Origin of the sequence: Nocardia salmonicida (genome assembly GCF_036142455.1) — a bacterium.
Lineage (GTDB): Bacteria > Actinomycetota > Actinomycetes > Mycobacteriales > Mycobacteriaceae > Nocardia > Nocardia salmonicida.
Genome location: NZ_CP108014.1, coordinates 5,262,836 through 5,284,150, shown reverse-complemented (window position 1 = coordinate 5,284,150; position 21,315 = coordinate 5,262,836). Strand labels below are relative to the sequence as shown.

Genomic DNA, 21,315 nt, shown 5'->3' with positions numbered 1-21,315 from the left:
CGGCCGGACGGTCAGGTGCATGGTCTCGGCTGTGTAACGAGACCGACCCGGGCGACAGATAGTGCCAATGGACATTTTGCCTGATTGATTCGAGAACTGAACCCGAGACGCGGGCGCCACGCTGGTAGTTAGGTGGGCGCTCGCGTTCCGGTGTCGTCGGGGAGCGCCTGATTGGGTGTTCCGGAAGCGAGGTTTGGGTTGGACCGGCTGGATTTCGGCGGAAACGGCGAAACTGGTGACGGACGTGGAGGCTCCTCGGAGTACTTCCCGCTCTCGCCCGCACAGCTGGGTATCTGGTACGCGCAGCACGTCGACCCACAGGTGCCGATCAATATCGCCCAGTACGTCGACCTGCGCGGACGCCTCGATGTCGCCGTGCTCGAGCGTGCGAGCGCCGACGCGGCCACCGACCTCGAATCGGGCTGGTTGCGCATCGTCGAGGTCGACGGTGAGCCGATGCAGACCATCGACCCCACCCAGGACGCGACGCTGATCTATGTCGATCTGCGTGGCGAGTCCGACCCCGAAGCGGCCGCCGCCGCGTGGATGCGCGCCGAGTACAGCCGCCCGCTCGACATCGTCGAAGACCGCCTCGTCCAGGCCGCCGCGCTGCAGCTCAGCGATGATCGCTGGTACTGGTATGCCCGCGTCCACCACATCGTGCTCGACGGTTTCGGCGCCAACAACTTCGTCAACCGCACGGCGGAGCTCTATACCGCCGAGGTGACCGGCACCCCGGCCCCGCCGAACAAGGCCACCGACCTGCGCGCGCTCTACGAGTCCGAGCTCGTCTACCGCGACAGCACCCGTTTCCAGTCCGACAAACAACACTGGGCCCAGCGCGTAGCGGGTCTGGAAGAGGGCAGCAGCCTCACCGGCCGCTCGGCCCCGCCCTCGCCGGTCAACGACGTCACCAGCGCGGCGCTGAGCACGGCCCAGGACGAGCTGCTCACCGCGGCGATCGCCCGCCACGACAGCACCGCCGCACCGCTGCTGATCGCGGGTTTCGCGGCGTATCTGGCCCAGATCACCGGCACCGAGGACGTGATCCTCAGTCTCCCGGTCACCGCTCGCACCACCGCGGTGATGCGTCGCTCCGGCGGCGTTACCTCCAACATCGTCCCGCTGCGCCTGCGTGTGGGCCACGACACCACCGTCGCGCAGCTGCTGCGTTCGGTGACCACCGAGGTCTCCGGCGCCCTGCGCCACCAGCGCTACCGCCACGAGGACATCCGCCGTGATTCGGCGGGCGACGGTGTGGTCTCCACGGAGTTCTTCGGCCCGTGGGTCAACATCATGCTGTTCGACAACCACCTGAGCTTCGGTGGCATGGAGGGCACGCTCAACGTGCTGTCCACGGGCAGCATCGAGGACCTGGGCGTCAACTTCTATCAGTCGCACGGCGGCACCCGCTCCCACATCGACTTCGAGACCAACCCGAACCTGTACTCGGCCGCCGACGCGCAGACCCATCACGGCCGGTTCCTCGAGTTCTTCGACCGGTTCCTGGCCGCCGACGCCGACCTCGCGGTCTGGAAGCTGCCGGTCACCGGCACCGCGGAGCTGGAACGCTCGCTCACCGAGTGGAACGACGCGGCCCACGAGGTCCCCGCCACCACGCTGCCCGCGCTGCTCGACGCGCAGATCCCGCTGACCCCGGACAACATCGCCCTCGACTTCGTAGGTGAGACCCTCACCTACGCCGAGTTCGCCGCGAAGGTGAACCGGCTGGCCCGCTTCCTGATCGCCGACGGCGTCGGCCCGGAATCCCTCGTCGCGCTCGGTATGCGCCGTTCGCTCGACCTGGTCATCGGCATGCACGCCGTGCTGCGGGCCGGTGGCGCGTACGTGCCGATCGACCCGGATCATCCGGCCGACCGCACCGCCTACATCCTCGAGTCCGCGGCACCGGTCTGCGTCCTGACGACCACCGGCGACGACCTCGACCTGCCCGACACCGTCGCCCGCGTCGAGATCGATCGACTCGACACGACCGGTTTCGACGCCACACCTGTCACCGATGCCGACCGCCTGTCCCCGCTGCGCCCGGACAACACGGCCTACGTCATCTACACCTCGGGTTCCACCGGTCGCCCCAAGGGCGTCGCGGTCACCCACCACGCGATCGTCAACCAAGAGCTGTGGATGCTCGACGAGTACCGGTTGACCGCCGACGACGTCTACCTGCAGAAGACCGCCACCACCTTCGACGTGTCGCTGTGGGGCTACTTCCTGCCGCTGATGGTCGGCGCGAAACTGGTCATCGCGAGCCCCGACGGCCACCGCGACCCGCTCTACGTCGCGGACATGATCGAACGCCACGGCGTCACCGTGACGGACTTCGTCCCGTCCATGCTCACGGTGTTCGTCTCCCACGCGACGCAGGCCCAATGTGCCACGCTGCGTGCGGTTTTCGTCATCGGTGAAGCACTGCCGCCCGAGACCGCAGCGGGTCTGCGCGCGATCTCCGACGCTGGCCTGCACAACCTCTACGGCCCCACCGAGGCAGCGGTCTCGGTCACCTACTGGGAGGCCACCGAAGCCGACACCACCCAGGTGCCGATCGGTATCCCCGAGTGGAATGTCGAAGTCTACGTACTGGATTCGCGGCTGCGACCGGCCGCGATCGGCGCGCCGGGTGAGCTGTATCTGGCCGGTCGTCAGCTGGCCCGCTGCTACCGCGGCCGCCCCGACCTGACCTCGGATCGCTTCGTCGCCAACCCCGTCGGCGCCCCCGGCGAGCGCATGTACCGCACCGGTGACCTGGTGCGCTGGAACGCCGACGGCGTGCTGGAATACATCGGCCGCACCGACTTCCAGGTGAAGTTCCGTGGTCAGCGCATCGAGCTCGGTGAGATCGAAACGGACCTGCTCGCGCACCCGAGCGTCAGCCAGGCCGCGGTCCTCGTGGTCGACACCGCGACCGGCCAGCAGCTCGTGGCCTACATCGTGCCCGCGCCGGGTCAGTCCGCCGACCCGGCGACGCTGACCCGCTTCGTGTCCGAGAAGCTGCCCGCCTACATGGTGCCCGCGTCGATCATGGTGCTCGACGCGTTCCCGCTCAACACCTCGGGCAAGCTCGACCGCAAGGCCCTGCCAGAGCCCGTCTTCACCGCCGCCGCAGGCGATTTCCGCGCACCGCGCACCCCGGCCGAACAGATCGTGGCCGGTATCTTCGCCGACGTGCTGAGCCAGGTTCGGGTCGGTGCCGACGACAACTTCTTCGAACTCGGCGGCAACTCGCTGGTCGCCACCCAGGTCGTCGCCCGCGTCGGCGCCGCGTTCGGCATCCAGCTCGGTGTGCGCGCGCTGTTCGAGACCCCGACCGTGGCCGGTCTCGCCTCGCGGGCCGAATCCGCTACGCCCGCCGATGTTTCCGCCGCGCGTCCGCCGCTGGTCGCGCAGCCCCATCCCGAGCAGGTCCCGCTGTCGCTGGCCCAGCAGCGGATGTGGTTCATCAACCAGTTCGACCCCACCGCGCCCACCTACAACCTGCCCTTCGTGGTGCAGATGAAGGGCCGCGTCGATGTCGACGCCCTGATCGCCGCGCTCAATGATGTTGTGGTGCGCCAGGAATCGCTGCGCACGATCTTCCCCGACGCCGACGGCGGCTTCCAGCAGGTGCTCGGCGCCGACGAATTCGATCTCGGCATCGCGGTGACCCCGATCGACCAGTCGCGCCTGCGCGAGGAACTGATCGACTTCGCCTCCACCGGCTTCGACGTCACCCTGGAACTGCCCATCCGCGTGCAGATCTTCAAGGTGGTCGGCGGAACGACCAACGGCACACCGGAATACGCGGTGGCCTTCGTCGTCCACCACATCGCGGCCGACGGCTTCTCCTTCGGCCCGCTGGCCCGCGACGTCGCCACCGCCTACCTGGCCCGTGCCGCGGGTGAGGCCCCGGCCTGGCTGCCGCTGCCGGTCCAGTACCGCGACTACACCCAGTGGCAGCACGATCTGCTCGGCGCCGAGTCCGACCCGACCTCGATGGCCGCGCGTCAGCTCGACTACTGGCAGCGCGCGCTCGAGGGCCTGCCCGACCAGCTCGACCTGCCCAGCGACCGCCCGCGCCCACAGCAGCAGAGCTTCCGTGGCGCGCGCGTCGGATTCGAGATCGACGCCGACACCCACGAACAGCTCGCCGCCGTGGCCCGCGCCAACGGCGTCACCCTGTTCATGGTGGTGCACGCCTCCCTGGCGGTGCTGCTCGCGCGTTTGTCGGGCACCACCGACATCGCCGTCGGCACCCCGATCGCCGGCCGTGGTGAGCAGGCGCTGGACGACCTGATCGGCATGTTCGTCAACACCCTGGTGTTGCGTTCCGACGTCGACCCCACCCAGCCGTTCACCGAATTCCTCGCCCGTACGCGCGAAACCGACCTGAGCGCGTTCGCCAACGCCGACGTGCCGTTCGAGCGGCTCGTCGACGTGCTCAACCCGTCGCGCTCGCAGGCACGGCACCCGCTGTTCCAGGTGGTGCTGTCGTTCCAGGAGATGTCGCACGGCACCCTCGAGCTGCCCGGTCTCACGGTCACGGCCGACGAGGTCGAGGTCGACATGGCCAAGTTCGACCTGCAGTGGACGCTGACCGAGGAACACACCGGCACCGGCTCGCTGTCGGGCATGACCGGCGTGCTCACCTACGCCATCGACCTGTTCGACCAGTCGACCGTCGAAGAGCTGCTGCTGCGCTGGCGCCGCGTGCTCGACGCGATCCTGGCCGACCCGGCCGTCACCGTCGGCGCGATCGATGTGCTCGACGCCGCCGAACGCACCGACCTGGTCACTCGCTTCGGCGCCACCGCCGCGGTGGCGCGCACCCTGCCGCAGCTCATCGCCCAGGCGGCCCGCGACACCGAATCGACCGCCGTGGTGTTCGAGGGGACAGCTGTCTCCTACGGCGAACTCGATCGGCGCTCGAACCAGTTGGCGCGCTTGCTGATCCAGCAGGGTCTCGGCGCCGAGGACTTCGTGGCCGTGGCCGTGCCGCGTTCGCTGGAGTCGGTGCTGGCGGTGTGGTCGGTCGCCAAGACCGGCGCCGCGTTCGTGCCCGTCGACCCGAACTACCCGGCCGATCGCATCGCCCACATGATCGCCGATGCCGGTGTGTCCGTGGGTATCACGGTCACCGGGGAAGCAGGCGAGCTGCCCGATTCGGTGAGCTGGCTGGTGGTCGACGACCTCGACCTCGACTACATCTCCGACGCCCCGCTGGCCCCGCGCGAACTGGTCCGCCCGACCGATCCCGCGCAGCCCGCGTACCTGATCTACACCTCCGGCTCCACCGGTGTGCCCAAGGGCGTCGTGGTGACCCATGCCAGCGTCGCCAACTTCTGCGCCGAGCAGATCGACCTCTACTCGCTCGACTCGAACACGCGCGCACTGCATTTCGCCTCGCCCTCGTTCGACGCCTCGGTGCTGGAACTGCTGCTCGCGATCGGTCGCGGCGGCACCCTCGTCGTCGTCCCGCCGGGCGTCTACGGCGGTGAGGAACTGCGCGACATCCTCATCACCGAACAGGTCACCCACGCCTTCGTGACCCCCGCCGCGCTGGCCACCTTCGACGCGCGCGGCCTCGATCACCTGCGGGTGCTCGCCGCCGGTGGCGAAGCGGTGCCGCCGGAACTGGTCGCCAAGTGGGCGGTGCGCCTGCCCGACGGTTCGCGCCGCATGCTGGGCAACGTCTACGGCCCCACCGAGACCACCATCGCGTCCAACCTCAGCGAAGGGCTGATCCCGGGGGAGCGGGTCGTCATCGGCGGACCCATCCGCGGCGTGCACACTCTGATCCTCGACGACCGCCTTCGCCCCGTGCCGGTGGGCGTCGCGGGTGAGCTCTACATCGGCGGCGTCGGTATGGCCCGTGGCTACCACGCGCGCGCCTCGCTGACCGCCGACCGATTCGTCGCCAATCCCTACGCCCCCGGCGCGCGGATGTACCGCACCGGTGACGTGGTGCGCTGGACCGCCGATCGCAATGTGGAATACGTCGGCCGCTCCGACTTCCAGGTGAAGGTCCGCGGTTTCCGTATCGAACTGGGCGAGATCGACTCCGCGCTCGCCTCGCACGAGACCGTCGATTTCGCGGTCAGCATCGGCCACAAGAACAAGGGCGGCAGCACCTCACTGGTGTCCTATGTCGTCGCGGTGCCCGGCACGTCGATCGAGATCGCCGAACTGACCGACCACGTCGCGCAGCGCCTGCCCGCGTACATGGTGCCCTCGTCGATCATGGTGCTCGCCGCGATCCCGCTGACGGTCAACGGCAAGCTCGACCGTCGCGCGCTGCCCGCGCCGGTGTTCGAGGTGCGCGAGTTCCGTGCCCCGACCACCCCGATCGAGCAGATCGTCGCGCAGATCTTCGCCGACGTGCTCGAACTGGGCCGCGTCGGCGTCGAGGACGACTTCTTCGAGCTGGGCGGCAACTCGCTGATCGCCACCCAGGTCGCCTCCCGTATCGGTATCGCCCTCGACACCCGTGTCCCGGTCCGCATGCTGTTCGAGGCGCCCACGGTGGCGGCGCTGGCCGCCCGGGTGGAGTCCCAGGCCGGTGACGGCGCGCGCAAGGCGCTGGTCGCCCGCGAGCGCCCCGACCGGGTGCCGCTGTCGCTGGCACAGCAGCGCATGTGGTTCCTCAACCGCTTCGACACCGCCTCGGCGGTCAACAACATCCCCGTCGCGATCCGGCTCTCCGGTGATCTCGACGTAGCCGCACTGCAGGTCGCGGTCATCGACGTCATCGACCGGCACGAGTCGCTGCGCACCGTGTTCCCCGACTCCGGCACCGGCCCCGTGCAGGTGGTCCTGGACGCCGCGCAGATCGTCCCCGACCTCACCCCGTACCGGGTCACCGAGGACAACCTCATCGATCACCTGATCGACCTGGCGTCGATGGCGTTCGACGTGACCAGCGAAGTGCCGCTGCACGCACGGCTTTTCGAGGTGTCCGAGTCCGAGTACGTGCTCGGCATGGTGGTGCACCACATCTCCGCCGACGGTTGGTCGATGGCGCCGCTCTCGCGCGATGTGATCATGGCGTACGCGGCCCGCACCTCGTGGGAAGCACCGACCTGGGCCGAATTGCCGGTCCAGTACGCCGATTACGCGCTCTGGCAGCGTGAGGTGCTCGGTTCCGAGGACGATCCGCAGTCGCTGATCTCCTCCGAGATCGCCTACTGGGCGAAGGAACTCGCCGACCTACCCGACGAGCTGGTCCTCCCGGCCGATCATCCGCGCCCGCCCGCCGCCTCCTACCGCGGTGGCACGTACAGCTTCGTGATCGCGAGCGAAACCCAGCGCGCCCTGGTCGAATTGGGCCGCCGCTACAACGCCTCGCTGTTCATGGTCATGCACAGCGCGCTGGCCGTGCTGCTCGCCCGCGCCAGCGGCACCAGCGATATCGCGATCGGCACCCCCGTCGCGGGCCGTGGTGATCAGGCCCTCGACGACCTGGTCGGCATGTTCGTCAACACCCTGGTGCTGCGCTCGCAGGTCGAGGGCGCCACCCCGTTCGCGACCCTGCTCGACCAGGCCCGCGAGACCGACCTGCAGGCCTTCGCGCACGCCGACGTGCCGTTCGAGCGGCTCGTCGAGGTGCTCAACCCGGCCCGTTCGCAGGCGCGCCACCCGCTGTTCCAGGTGATGCTGTCGTTCCAGAACAACAAGCAGGCCTCGCTCCAGCTGCCCGGCCTCGCGGTCAGCGGCATCGATTACGACCCACAGCTGGCCAAGTTCGACCTGCAGCTCACGCTCACCGAGGTGCAGGACTCCGACGGCGAAGCCGGCGGCATGGCGGCCGAGTTCTCCTACGCGCTCGATCTTTTCGAGGAATCGACGATCGCCGCGTTCGCGCGCAGGCTCGACAACATCTTCGCCGCGATCGTCGCCGATCCCGAGGTGTTCGTCGGCGACATCGATCTGCTCGCGCCCGAGGAGCACGCGCAGGTTCTCGTCGACTGGAACGACACCGCGCACGCGGTCCCGCAGGGCACGCTGGTGTCGCTGTTCGACGCGCAGGTCGAGCGGACCCCGGACGCCGTCGCCCTGGTCTTCGAGCAGGAAGAACTGTCCTACCGCGAGCTCCAGGAGCGGGCCAACCGCATCGCGCGCCGCCTGATCGCCGACGGCGTCGGCCCCGGTGACCATGTGGCACTGGCGATCCGGCGCTCCACCGAGCTGGTCGTCGCCATGTACGCGGTGCTGCAGACCGGCGCCGCCTACGTGCCGCTCGATCCCGATCAGCCCGCCGACCGCATCGGCCACATCATCGAGACCGCGCGGCCGCGACTGGTGCTCACCAGCCGTCGCGACTCGTTCGAGGCCGACGGCGTCACCGTGCACGTGGTCGAGAACATCTTCTCGCCCGCCGATTTCAGCGGCGCCCCGATCACCGATGCCGAACGCGTGCAGCCGCTTCGGGCCACCAACACCGCCTACGTGATCTTCACCTCCGGCTCGACCGGTCGCCCCAAGGGCGTCGCGGTCGACCACGCGGCGATCGTCAACCGGCTGCTGTGGATGCAGCACGAGTACCCGATCGACGCCGCCGACGCCGTCCTGCAGAAGACCCCGGCCACCTTCGACGTGTCGGTGTGGGAGTTCTTCTGGCCCTTACAGACCGGCGCCCGCCTGGTCGTCGCCAAGCCCGACGGCCACCGCGACCCGGTGTACCTTGCCCAGATCATCGCCGAGCGCCACATCACCACCGCGCACTTCGTGCCCTCGATGCTGTCGGTGTTCGTCTCGACCCTCGGCAGCAACGGCAACGGTGACGCGGTGCGCCTGCGTCAGGTGTTCGCCTCCGGTGAGGCGCTGCCCGCGCCCACCGCGCAGCGGCTGCGCGAGCTCACCGGCGCCCGCCTGCACAACCTGTACGGCCCCACCGAGGCCGCGGTCGATGTCACCTACCACGAGGTCGTCGACACCGATGTGGAGTCGGTGCCGATCGGCCGCCCGGTATGGAACACCAGGGTATTCGTGCTGGATTCGCGGCTGCACCCCGTGGCCCCCGGTGTCGCGGGTGAGCTCTATCTCGCGGGCGATCAGCTGGCCGTGGGTTATCTCAACCGGGCCGACCTGACCGCTGACCGCTTCGTCGCCAACCCGTACGGCGCGGCAGGCTCGCGGATGTACCGCACCGGCGACCTCGTCACCTGGACCGCGGTGTCCGCCGGCGACGGGCTCTCCTACGGCGAGCTGAACTACCTGGGCCGCACCGACTTCCAGGTGAAGCTGCGTGGTCTGCGCATCGAACTCGGCGAGATCGAGGCGACCCTGCTGGCCCAGCCGGGCGTGGCGCAGTCGGTCGTGGTCGTGCGCTCCGACGCGCACGCCGGTGACCAGCTCGTCGGTTACCTGGTGCCCGAGGCGGGAACGACCGTCGACGTGGCCACCGTGAAGGCGGGCGTCACCGCCGAGCTGCCCACCTACATGGTGCCCTCGGCCTTGGTCGTGCTCGATGCCTTCCCGCTCAACGCCTCCGGCAAGCTCGACCGTAAAGCGTTGCCCGCGCCCGTGTTCGAGGCGAAGGTGTTCCGCGCGCCCTCGACCCCGATCGAGGAGATCGTCGCCGAGATCTTCGCCGACCTGCTCGGCGCCGAGCGCGTCGGCGTGGACGACGACTTCTTCGCCCTCGGCGGCAACTCCCTGGTGGCCACCCAGGTCGCGGCCCGCCTGAGCAAGGCGCTCAACGCCGAGGTCGGCGTCCGCACGCTGTTCGAGGCGCCCACCGTCGGCGCGTTGGCCGCGCGCGTGGAATCGCACGCGGGTTCGGGTCTGCGCGCCGAGCTCACCGCCCGTCCGCGTCCCGAGCACCCGCCGCTGTCGCTCGCGCAGCAGCGCATGTGGTTCCTCAACCGCTTCGACGTCGCCGACACCGGCACCTACAACATCCCGGTGGCGGTCCGCCTGCAGGGCCTGCTCGACCTGCCCGCCCTGCGCGGCGCGGTCGCCGACGTGATCGCCCGCCACGAGACCCTGCGCACGGTCTACCCCGTGTACGTGGCCCCCGAGTCGGGGCGCGCCACCATGGCGGAAGGCACCGCGTACCAGAAGGTCCTCGCCGCCGCGGGCTCCATCCCCGACGTCGAGCTGATCGAGGCCGACGAGACCGATATGGCGATCTCGCTCTACGAGTTCGCCCGCCGCGGTTTCGATGTCACCGCGAACGCGCCGGTGCGCCTTCGGGTCTACGAGCTCGGCGAACGCGAGCACGTGCTGGTGATGGTGGTCCATCACATCGCCGCCGACGGTTTCTCGCTGCGCCCGCTGGTGCGCGACCTGATGACCGCCTACGTCGCCCGCACCGCGAGCACCGAACCCGGCTGGCCGCCGCTGGCCGTGCAGTACATCGACTACGCGCTCTGGCAGCGCGAAGTCCTCGGTGACGAAACCGATCCCACCTCGCTGATCTCCGAGCAGCTCGAGCACTGGCGCGGTGCGCTGGCCGACCTGCCCGACGAACTGCGCCTCGGCCACAAGTCGCGGCCCGCGCAGGCCAGCTACCAGGCGGGTACGCACCGCTTCGAAGTGCCGGGCGAGCTCGTCGAGGCACTGAACCGGGTCGCCCACGAGCACAGCACCACCCTGTTCATGGTGGTGCACAGCGCGTTCGCCGTCCTGCTGGCGCGGCTGTCGGGCACCTCCGACATCGCCATCGGCACGCCGGTCGCGGGCCGTGGTCAGCAGGCGCTCGACGATCTGGTCGGCATGTTCGTCAACACCCTGGTGTTGCGTGCGCAGGTCGACCCGGGCGCGAGCTTCACCGAGCTGCTCGCTCAGGTCCGTGGAGACGACCTGGCCGCTTTCGCGCACGCCGACGTACCGTTCGAGCGCCTCGTCGAGGTGCTCAACCCGACGCGGTCGCAGTCGCGGCACCCGTTGTTCCAGGTGATGCTCTCGTTCCAGAACCTGGGCCGCACCACCCTGGAACTGCCCGGCCTCACGGTCTCCGAGCTGGGCATCGACCAGCACATGGCCAAGTTCGATCTGCAGCTCGCGCTCAGCGAGGTCCCGGCCGACGACGACAGCCACATGGACGCCGAACTCGTCTACGCGACAGACCTTTTCGACGCGGGCTTCGCCGCGACCTTCGGCGCCCGACTGCTGCGCGTGCTCACCGCCGTAGTGGTCGACCCCTCGGTCCCCGTCGGTGACATCGAACTGCTCGACTCCGCCGAGCGCGCCCTGGTGCTCGATCGCTGGAATGACACCGAATTCGCCGTCGACGCCGCGCTGAGCACGCCGAGCGACGACGAACCGGCCACTCTCCACGCCCTGTTCGAGGCCCAGGTCGCGCGGACCCCCGACGCGATCGCGCTCACGTTCGAGGGGACGAGTCTGTCCTACGCCGAGTTCGCCGGGCGGGTGCGTCAGCTGGCGCGCTGGCTCAAGGACGCCGGTGTCGGCCCGGAATCGTATGTGGCACTCGGCATGCGGCGCTCGATCGACCTGCTGGTCGGCATGTACGCCGTGTCCGCCGCCGGTGGCGCGTATGTGCCGCTCGACCCCGATCACCCGACCGAGCGCATCGAGCACATCCTCGAGACCGCGCAGCCGGTCTGCGTGCTGACCTCCGGGGAGAGCCTGCCCGCTGCCGCCGGTCGCGAGGTGCGCATCGACCAGCTCGACCTGTCCGGTCACTCCACCGCGCCGGTCACCGATGCCGACCGGCACCGCCCGCTGCGCTCGGACAATACCGCCTACGTCATCTTCACCTCCGGCTCGACCGGTCGTCCGAAGGGCGTCGCGGTCAGTCACGCGGCGATCGTCAACCGCCTGGTGTGGATGCACGCCGCCTACGGCCTCGCCGCCGACGACGTGGTGCTGCAGAAGACCCCCGCCACCTTCGACGTGTCGGTGTGGGAGTTCTTCTGGCCCTTGCAGGTCGGCGCGCGCCTGGTCGTCGCCAAGCCGGACGGACATCGCGACCCGGCCTACCTGGCCCGTCTGATCGGGGCCGAACAGGTCACCACGGTGCACTTCGTGCCGTCGATGATGGCGGTGTTCGTCACCGAACCGCTGGCCGCCGAGTGTGTCTCGCTGCGCAATGTGTTCGCCTCCGGTGAGGGTCTGCCCGCGCCGACCGCGCAGCGCCTGCGCGAATTGACCGGCGCCGCACTGCACAACCTCTACGGTCCGACCGAAGCCGCGGTCGACGTGACCTATCACGAGGTCACCGACGCCGACACCGAGACGGTGCCGATCGGCGCCCCGGTGTTCAACACCCGTCTGTACGTGCTGGATTCGCGACTGCGACCGGTTCCGGTGGGTGTCGCGGGTGAGCTCTACCTCGCGGGCGTGCAGCTGGCCCACGGGTACGTCGGTCGCGCCGACCTGACGATGGACCGCTTCGTCGCCGACCCGTTCGCGGGCGGCGAGCGCATGTACCGCACCGGCGACCTCGTCACCTGGACCGCCGACGGCGAGCTGGAGTACCTGGGCCGCACCGATTTCCAGGTGAAGCTGCGTGGTCTGCGCATCGAACTGGGCGAGATCGAGTCGGCGCTCACCGCGCTGCCGGAGATCGCCCAGTCGGTGGTCGTGGTCCGCGCCGACGAGCACACCGGCGATCAGCTGGTGGCCTACGTCATCCCGGAGACCGGCGCCACCATCGATACCGACGCGGTCAAGGACGCGCTCGGCACCGAGCTGCCCGCCTACATGGTGCCCGCCGCGTACGTGGTGCTGAACGCGTTCCCGCTCAACGCTTCCGGCAAGCTCGACCGCAAGGCGCTGCCCGCGCCGGTCTTCGCCGCCCGCACGTTCCAGGCGCCGGTCACCCCGGTGCAGCAGATCGTCGCCGCCACGTTCGCCGAAGTGCTCGGCGCCGGTCAGGTCGGCCTCGACGACGACTTCTTCGAACTCGGCGGCAACTCGCTGGTCGCCACCAGGGCCGCGGCGCGGCTGTCCGAGGCGCTCGACACCCAGGTGCCGCTGCGCGCGCTGTTCGAGGCCTCGACCGTCGCGGCGCTGGCGGCTCGCGTGGAAACGCACACCGGTCGTGGCGGCCGGATCCCGCTCGTCCCGCGCCCGCGTCCCGAGTTGGTGCCGCTGTCGCAGGCCCAGCAGCGGATGTGGTTCCTCAACCGCTTCGACAACCGCACCGCGGTCAACAACATCCCCGTCGCGATCCGCCTCACCGGTGACCTCGACGTCGCCGCGCTCGAAGCGGCCGTCGCCGATGTGGTGGCCCGGCACGAATCACTGCGCACCTTCTACCCGGCATCCGACGTCGCCACGGGCCCGGTCGACGAAGGCGCCGGCTACCAGCAGGTCCTGCCCGCCGACGAGGTCCGTTTCGCGCTGCCCGCCCAGCCGGTCGCCGCGAGCGACGTGGTCGCGCGTGTGGTCGAGTTGGCGAGCGTCCACTTCGACGTGACCCGCGAGGTCCCCTTCCGCGCGAGCCTGCTGCGGGTCGACGACCGTAATCACGTGGCCGTATTGGTGATGCACCACATCAGCGGTGACGGCTTCTCGCTGCGGCCGCTGCTGCGCGATGTCGTCGTGGCCTACACCGAGCGCACCCGGGGCGAGATCCCCGCCTGGTCGCCGCTGGAAGTCCAGTACGCCGACTACACCCTGTGGCAGCGTGAGGTCCTCGGCGAGGAGTCCGATCCCGAATCGGTCGCCGCGAGCCAGCTCGCCTACTGGACCGAGCAGCTGCGCGACCTGCCGGATCAGCTCGAACTGCCCGCGGACCGTCCGCGTCCCGAGATCGCCACCAATGCCGGTGACCTGCACCGCTTCTCGATCGACGCGCACCTGCACCATGCGCTCACCGAGATCGCCCGCGCCCGCGGGGTCACCCTGTTCATGGTGATGCACGCGGCACTGGCCACCTGGGCCGCACGCCTGTCCAACAGCACCGACATCGCCATCGGCACTCCCATCGCCGGTCGTGGCGAGCGCACGCTCGACGACCTGGTCGGCATGTTCGTCAACACCCTGGTGCTGCGCAGCGAGGTCGACTCCGGCGCGAGCTTCAGCGACCTGCTGGATCAGATCCGCAAGGTCGACCTGTCGGCCTTCGCCAATGCCGATGTGCCGTTCGAACGTCTCGTCGACGTGCTCAGCCCCACCCGTTCGCAGGCGCACCACCCGCTGTTCCAGGTGGCGCTCACCTTCGAGGCGGCCACCGCCGCCGACACCGGCACCATCGCACTGCCGGGCCTCGAGCTCGATGTCGTCGATTTCGATCCGGGCACAGCGAAGTTCGATGTGCAGCTCACCGTGGGCGAAGCCGCCGACGGCTCCCTCGCGCTGTCGTGGAACTACGCCACCGATCTGTTCGACCCCGAGACCGTCGCCGCCTTCGGTGACCGGCTGGTGCGCATCCTGCGCAGCGTCGCCGAGAACCCCGACGTGATCGTCGGCGATATCGACCTGCTCGGCGAGGCCGAGCAGCGCGATGTCGCCCAGCGCTGGGTGTCCTCCGGCGCCGATGCCATCGGTCTGCCGGTCATCCACGACGCCAGCACTCCCGCGGGCTACCGGCGCGGCCTGTTCGGCAACAAGCACACGACCCTGGTCGACCTGTTCGACGCCGCGGCCGCCGCCTACCCGGACCGCATCGCCGCCAAGTTCGGGGTCGAGTCGCTGACCTACGCCGAACTCGATCGCCGCGCGAATGTGTTGGCGCGCAGGTTGATCGACGACGGCGTCGGCCCGGAATCGCTGGTCGCGGTGATCCTGCCGCGTTCGCTCGATCTCGTCGTCGCGCTGCTGGCCGTCGTCAAGACCGGTGCGGGCTACGTGCCGGTGGACCCGACGTACCCGGCTGAGCGCATCGCCTACGTGCTCGAAGACTCGCGCCCCACCAGCGTGGTCCTCGATTCCACCGTCCAGGTGACGGTGCCGCAGCATCTGCCCTCGGTGGTGCTCGACGGATTCGCCGTGGAAACCGGCAATATCGAAGACGCCGACGACGCCACGATCACCGACGCCGACCGGCTGGCACCGCTCTCGCCGGACAACGTCGCCTACGTCATCTACACCTCCGGCTCGACCGGTCGCCCCAAGGGCGTCGCGGTCGCGCATCGCAATGTGGTGCGCCTGTTCGCCAACACCGACCGCGACTTCGGCTTCGGCCCGCGCGATGTGTGGACGCTGTTCCACTCCTACGCCTTCGACTTCTCGGTGTGGGAGCTGTGGGGCCCGCTGCTGTTCGGTGGCTCGCTGATCGTCGTCGACTACTACACCTCGCGCTCGCCCGAGCAGTTCCTGGAACTGCTGCGCGTGGAGCAGGTGACGGTGCTCAACCAGACGCCGTCGGCGTTCTACCAACTGGCCGAGGCGGACCGGAACGCCGGACCCGGCCTGGAGCCGCTCGCCCTGCGCTACGTCGTGTTCGGTGGCGAGGCCCTCGAGCTGCGTCGTCTGTCGGATTGGGTCGCCCGCCACGGTGACAGCTCGCCGACGCTGGTCAACATGTACGGCATCACCGAGACCACGGTGCACGTGTCGTTCCGTGCCCTGGATGCGAAAACCATTGCCGCCGCGGCGGGTTCGGTCGTCGGCCGGGCGATCGCCGGGCTCGGCGTGTACGTCCTCGACAACCGGTTGCGTCCCGTGCCGGTGGGTGTCGCGGGCGAAATGTATGTCGCCGGACCGCAGTTGGCGCGCGGCTACCTGGGTCGACCCGACCTGACCGCCACCCGCTTCGTCGCCAACCCCCTCGCAGGGCCGAATCAGGGCGGCTCGCGTCTGTACCGCTCCGGCGACCTCGCCCGCTGGAACCGCTTCGGCGAACTCGAATACCTGGGCCGCGCCGACGATCAGGTGAAGGTCCGCGGTTTCCGTATCGAGCTCGGTGAGATCGAAGCCGCTGTGCTCGCGCAGCCGGGTATCGCGCAGGCCGCGGTGATCGTGCGCGAGGATCAGCCGGGTGACCAGCGGATCGTCGCCTACGTGGTCGCCGAGGGCGACCTGGAACCCGACCTCGAGGTCATTCGCAGCGGTGCGGCCGAACAGCTGCCCGCCTACATGGTTCCCGCGGCGCTCGTGCGCCTCGAGTGGATCCCGCTGACCGTCAACGGCAAGCTGGACCGCCGCGCGCTGCCCGCCCCCGCGGTGCAGGCGCGGGCCTTCCGCGCACCCGTCACACCTGTGCAGGAAACCGTGGCCGCGGTCTTCGCCGATGTCCTCGGCCTGGACCGGGTCGGTGTCGACGACGACTTCTTCGGCCTCGGCGGCAACTCGCTGATCGCCACCCGCGTCGTGGCCCGCATCGGCGCGGCGCTCGGCGCCACGGTGCCGGTGCGTGCCCTGTTCGAAGCCTCCACCGTGGAAGCTCTTGCCGCACGGGTGGAATCGCACACCGGCGGCACCGCCCGCGCGGCGCTGGTCGCCCGCGAGCGTGCCGAAGGCGAATTGGTTCCGCTGTCGTTCGCCCAGCAGCGCATGTGGTTCCTCAACAAGTACGACACCACCTCGGCCGCCTACAACCTGCCCGTGGCGATCCGTCTCACCGGCGAACTCGACACCGAGGCACTGGCGCTCGCGCTCGCCGACCTGGTCCGCAGGCACGAATCGCTGCGTACCCGCTACCCCGAGCACGGTGGCACCCCGGTGCAGCAGATCGTTGCCGCGGAACGTATCTCGCTGGATCTGCGTCCCGTCGCGATCGATCGCGACGAGCTGTTCGAGACGGTCACCGAGTTCGTGTCCACCGGTTTCGATGTGGCCGAACAGGTTCCGATGCGCGCACGGTTGTTCCGCGTCGCCGGATCGGCCGACAGCGCCCCCGTCGAGCACGTGTTGGTCGTGGTCGTGCACCACATCGCCGCCGACGGTTTCTCCATCGCGCCGCTGACCCGCGACGTGATGCGCGCCTACACCGCCCGCGCCCAGGGCACTGCCCCCGGCTGGGCGCCGCTGCCGGTGCAATACGCCGATTTCGCGATCTGGCAGCGCGCCGTGCTCGGCACCGAGGACGACGCCGAATCGCTGATGTCGCGCCAGGTCGGCTACTGGCAGACCCAGCTCGCCGGCGTCCCCGACGAACTGACCCTGCCCTTCGACCGCGCCCGCCCGGCGATCGCCTCGCACCACGGCGCCACCGTGCACCGTGAGCTCTCGCCCGAGCTGATCGCGAAGCTCGACGAGGTCGCTCGTCGTCAAGGCGCGTCGCTGTTCATGGTCATGCACACCGCCCTCGCGGTGCTGCTGGCCCGGCTGTCCGGCTCCGACGACATCGCCATCGGCACCCCCATCGCGGGCCGTGGCGAGCAGGCCCTCGACGACCTGGTCGGCATGTTCGTCAACACCCTCGTCCTGCGCGCCGGCGTCAGCCCGGCGGAATCGTTCACCGATCTGCTGGAACGCGCACGCAAGGCCGACCTCGACGCCTACGGCAATGCCGACGTCCCGTTCGAGCGCCTGGTCGAACTGCTCGCGCCGGAGCGCTCGCAGTCGCGCAACCCGCTGTTCCAGGTGATGCTGGCCTTCCAGAACCTGGATCGCACCACCCTGGAACTGCCGGGGCTCGCTGTCTCGGCGCTCGATCTCGACGAGAGCGTTGCCCGCTTCGACCTGCAGTTCACCCTGTCCGAACTGGGCGAACCCGGCAGCGGCGGGATGGCGCTGGCACTGAACTACGCCACCGAACTGTTCGACGAGAACACCGTCGCCGCGATCGCGGTGCGCTGGCAGCGCGTACTCGAGGCCGTCGCCGCCGATGCCGCGATCACGGTCGGGGCGATCGATGTCCTCGATGCCGCCGAGCGGTCCGATCTGGTGTTCCGCGTCGGTCAGCCGCCGGTACCCGCCCGCACCCTGCGCAACCTCCTGACCGAGGCTGTCGCCCAGAACCCGACCGGCCCCGCCGTGGTGTTCCAGGGGGTCAGCGTTTCCTATGCCGAGCTCGACGAACGCTCGAACCGGCTGGCGCGCTTGCTGATCGCCGAGGGCATCGGCGCCGAAGATCTCGTGGCCGTCGCGGTTCCGCGCTCGGCCGATTCGGTGCTGGCCGCGTGGGCCGTCGCCAAGACCGGCGCTGCCTTCGTGCCGGTCGACCCGACCTACCCGGCCGACCGCATCGCGCACATGGTCACCGACTCCGGCTCGCCGCTCGGCCTCACCGTCGCCTCCGTGCGTGACGGATTGCCGGATTCGGCGCGCTGGCTGGTGCTCGACGAGCTGGATCCGGCCACCGTCGACGGTGGTCCGATCGCGGACGCGGAACTCGTGCGGATGACCACCCCCGAGCAGCCCGCCTATGTCATCTACACCTCCGGCTCCACCGGCGTGCCCAAGGGCGTCGTCGTCACCCATGCCGGTCTGGCGAACTTCGGCGGGGAGCAGGCCGAGCGCTACGCCCTCGACACCGACACTCGCGCACTGCATTTCGCCTCGCCCTCGTTCGACGCCTCGATCCTCGAACTGCTGCTGGCGCTGGCCCGTGGCGGCGCGCTGGTCGTGGTCCCGCCGGGCGTCTACGGCGGCGACGAGCTGTCCGAGCTGATCCGCACCGAGCGGGTCACCCACGCCTTCATCACCCCCGCCGCCCTGGCGACCTTCGATCCCAGCGGTCTCGACTCGCTGCGCGTCCTGGTCGCCGGTGGCGAAGCGGTGCCCGCCGATCTGGTGTCGAAGTGGGCGGTTCCGTTGGCGGACGGCACGACTCGTGCCTTCCACAACGGCTACGGCCCCACCGAGACCACGATCATGACCAACATCAGCGCCGCGCTGGCGCCGGGCGAGCTGGTCACCATCGGTGGCCCCACCCGCGGCATGCGTTCGCTGATCCTGGACGCCCAGCTCCAGCCCGTTCCGGTGGGTGTGGCGGGTGAGCTCTATCTGTCGGGCATCCAGCTGGCCCGTGGGTACCACGCCCGCGCCGGGCTCACCGCCGACCGGTTCATCGCCGACCCGTTCGTTCCGGGGGAGCGGATGTACCGCACCGGTGACGTGGTGCGCTGGACCGCCGAGCGCACCGTCGAGTACGTCGGCCGCTCCGACTTCCAGGTCAAGATCCGCGGCTTCCGTATCGAACTGGGCGAGATCGACTCCGCCCTCGCCTCGCACGAGACTGTCGACTTCGCGACCACCGTCGGCCACAAGAGCACTGCGGGCGCTGTCTCGCTGGTCGCGTATGTGGTTGCCGCACCGGGTCATTCGATCGATGTCGCCGCCCTGACCGCGCATGTCGAGGATCGTCTGCCCGCGTACATGGTGCCGTCGTCGATCATGGTGATCGACCACGTGCCGCTGACCCCGGTCGGCAAGCTCGACCGCAAGGCGCTGCCGGAGCCGGTCTTCGCCACCGAGGTCACCTTCCGCGCCGCGCGCAACCCGATCGAGCAGACCATCGCCGAGGTCTTCGCCGAGGTACTCGGTGTGGAGCGCGTGGGCGTGGACGATTCGTTCTTCGCCCTCGGCGGCGACTCGATCGTCTCCATCCAGCTCGTCTCCCGGGCCAAGGCCCGTGGCGTGCTGTTCTCCCCGCGCAACGTCTTCGAACAGCGCACCGTCGCGGGGCTGGCCTCGGTCGCCGAAACCGCCGATGTCGCCGCGGCTTCCGCGATCACCCTCGCCGAGCTGCCCGGTGGCGGCGTCGGCGAGATGCCGCTGACCCCGGTCGTGCGGTTCATGGCGGAGCGGTCCGGTTCGTTCGACCGGTTCAACCAGACCATGGCTCTCGAGCTGCCGGTCGGCATCGACCGCGCGGGCATCGCCGCCACCGTCGGCGCGGTGATCGACCGCCACGACATGCTGCGCTCGCGCCTGCACCAGGTCGACGGCCGCTGGGTCGTCGATACCGCCCCCGCAGGCACGGTCGACGCCGCCGCGCGCATCGACCACACCGTCTTCGATCCCACCGTCTCCGACGCCGAGCTCGTCGACATCGCCTCTGCCGCACTGGATGCCAGCCTGGATCGCCTCGATCCCGCCGACGGTGTCGTGGTGCGATTCGTGTGGCTCGAGCCCGGCGCGCCGGACGCCGGCGACTCGGCCACGTCCACCAGGTCCGCCGCACGGGCGGGTCGACTGATCGTCGTCGCGCACCACCTGGTGGTCGACGGTGTGTCCTGGCGCATCCTCGTCCCCGACTTCGTCGCCGCGTGGGGTCAGCTCTCGGCCGGTCAACAGCCGGAGCTGGTGGCCCCCGCGACCTCGATGCGAGCCTGGGCGCACGCCCTCGCCGACGAGGCGAAGAGCGCCGAACGCGCCGCCGAGCTCGACTTCTGGCGCGCGGTCGTCGACACCCCGGACCCGCTGCTCACCGAGCGGGCGATGAACCCGGCGGTCGACGTCTCCGGCGTGGTGGAGAAGCTGCCGGTCGAGGTCTCCGCCGAGGTCACCAAGGCACTGCTCACCACGGTCCCCGCCCTGTTCCACGGTGGCGTCAACGACGGCTTGCTCACCGCGCTCGCGCTGGCCGCCGCCAAGTGGCGCTCCACCCGCACCGGCCCCGGCGCGCTGGGTAACGGCCGCCGCGCCGACTCGACCAGCGACGCACTGCTCGTGCGCCTCGAAGGCCACGGTCGTGAGGAAGAGGTCGCGCCCGGCGCCGACCTGTCGCGCACCGTCGGCTGGTTCACCGCCATCTTCCCGGTCCGCCTCGACCTGGCAGGCATCGACATCGACGCCGCTCTCGCCGGTGGACCGGCGCTCGGCCAGGCCGTCAAGGCGGTCAAGGAACAGCTGCTCTCGGTGCCCGACAAGGGCATCGGCTACGGCCTGCTGCGGTACATGAACGCCGAGACCGCCGCCGAACTGCCCACGCAGCTCCCCGGCCAGATCAGCTTCAACTACCTCGGCCGCGTCGCCGACAGCGATGTCCCCGATGCCCTGCGCGGCTTCGGCTGGATCCCCGCACCCGAGCTGGCAGCGCTCGGCGGCGCCTACGACGCGGATATGCCCGCGATGGCGCCACTGGACGTGAACGCGATCGTCGTCGGCGACAAGCTCAGCGCCAATATCGGCTACCCGAGCACGCTGCTCGCCGAGGCCGAGGTGCGCGAGTTCGCCGACCTGTGGATCACCGCGCTGGAAGCTGTTGCCCGGCATGCCAATTCGGCTGAGGCAGGCGGTCACACACCGTCCGACTTCGCCCTGGTGCGCTCCACCCAGCGCGATATCGACACCTGGGAGAAGCGCTACCCCGAGCTCACCCAGGTGTGGCCGCTGGCCGCGCTGCAAGCGGGTCTGTTCTTCCACGCCCGCCTGGCCGCCACCTCGGTCGACGTCTACACCGCCCAGGCGGTCCTCACGCTCACCGGTCGCGTCGACGCCACCCGTCTGCGCGCCGCCGCCCAGGCGCTGCTCGACCGCCACGAAACCCTGCGCACCGCGTTCGTCACCGACCACGAC

At 69.8% G+C, this 21,315-nt stretch carries 1 protein-coding gene (running past one end of the window); it reads left to right on the top strand.

All coding sequences use genetic code 11. The annotated features are described in order from the left end of the window. Nucleotides 1-198 precede the first annotated feature (198 nt). Nucleotides 199-21,315: the start of a non-ribosomal peptide synthase/polyketide synthase gene (locus tag OHS03_RS24700; RefSeq protein ID WP_328657392.1), read on the top strand. It continues 22,656 nt past the right edge of the window; 21,117 of the gene's 43,773 nt are visible here — the first part of the coding sequence; its start codon is at nucleotides 199-201; its stop codon lies off the right edge, out of view.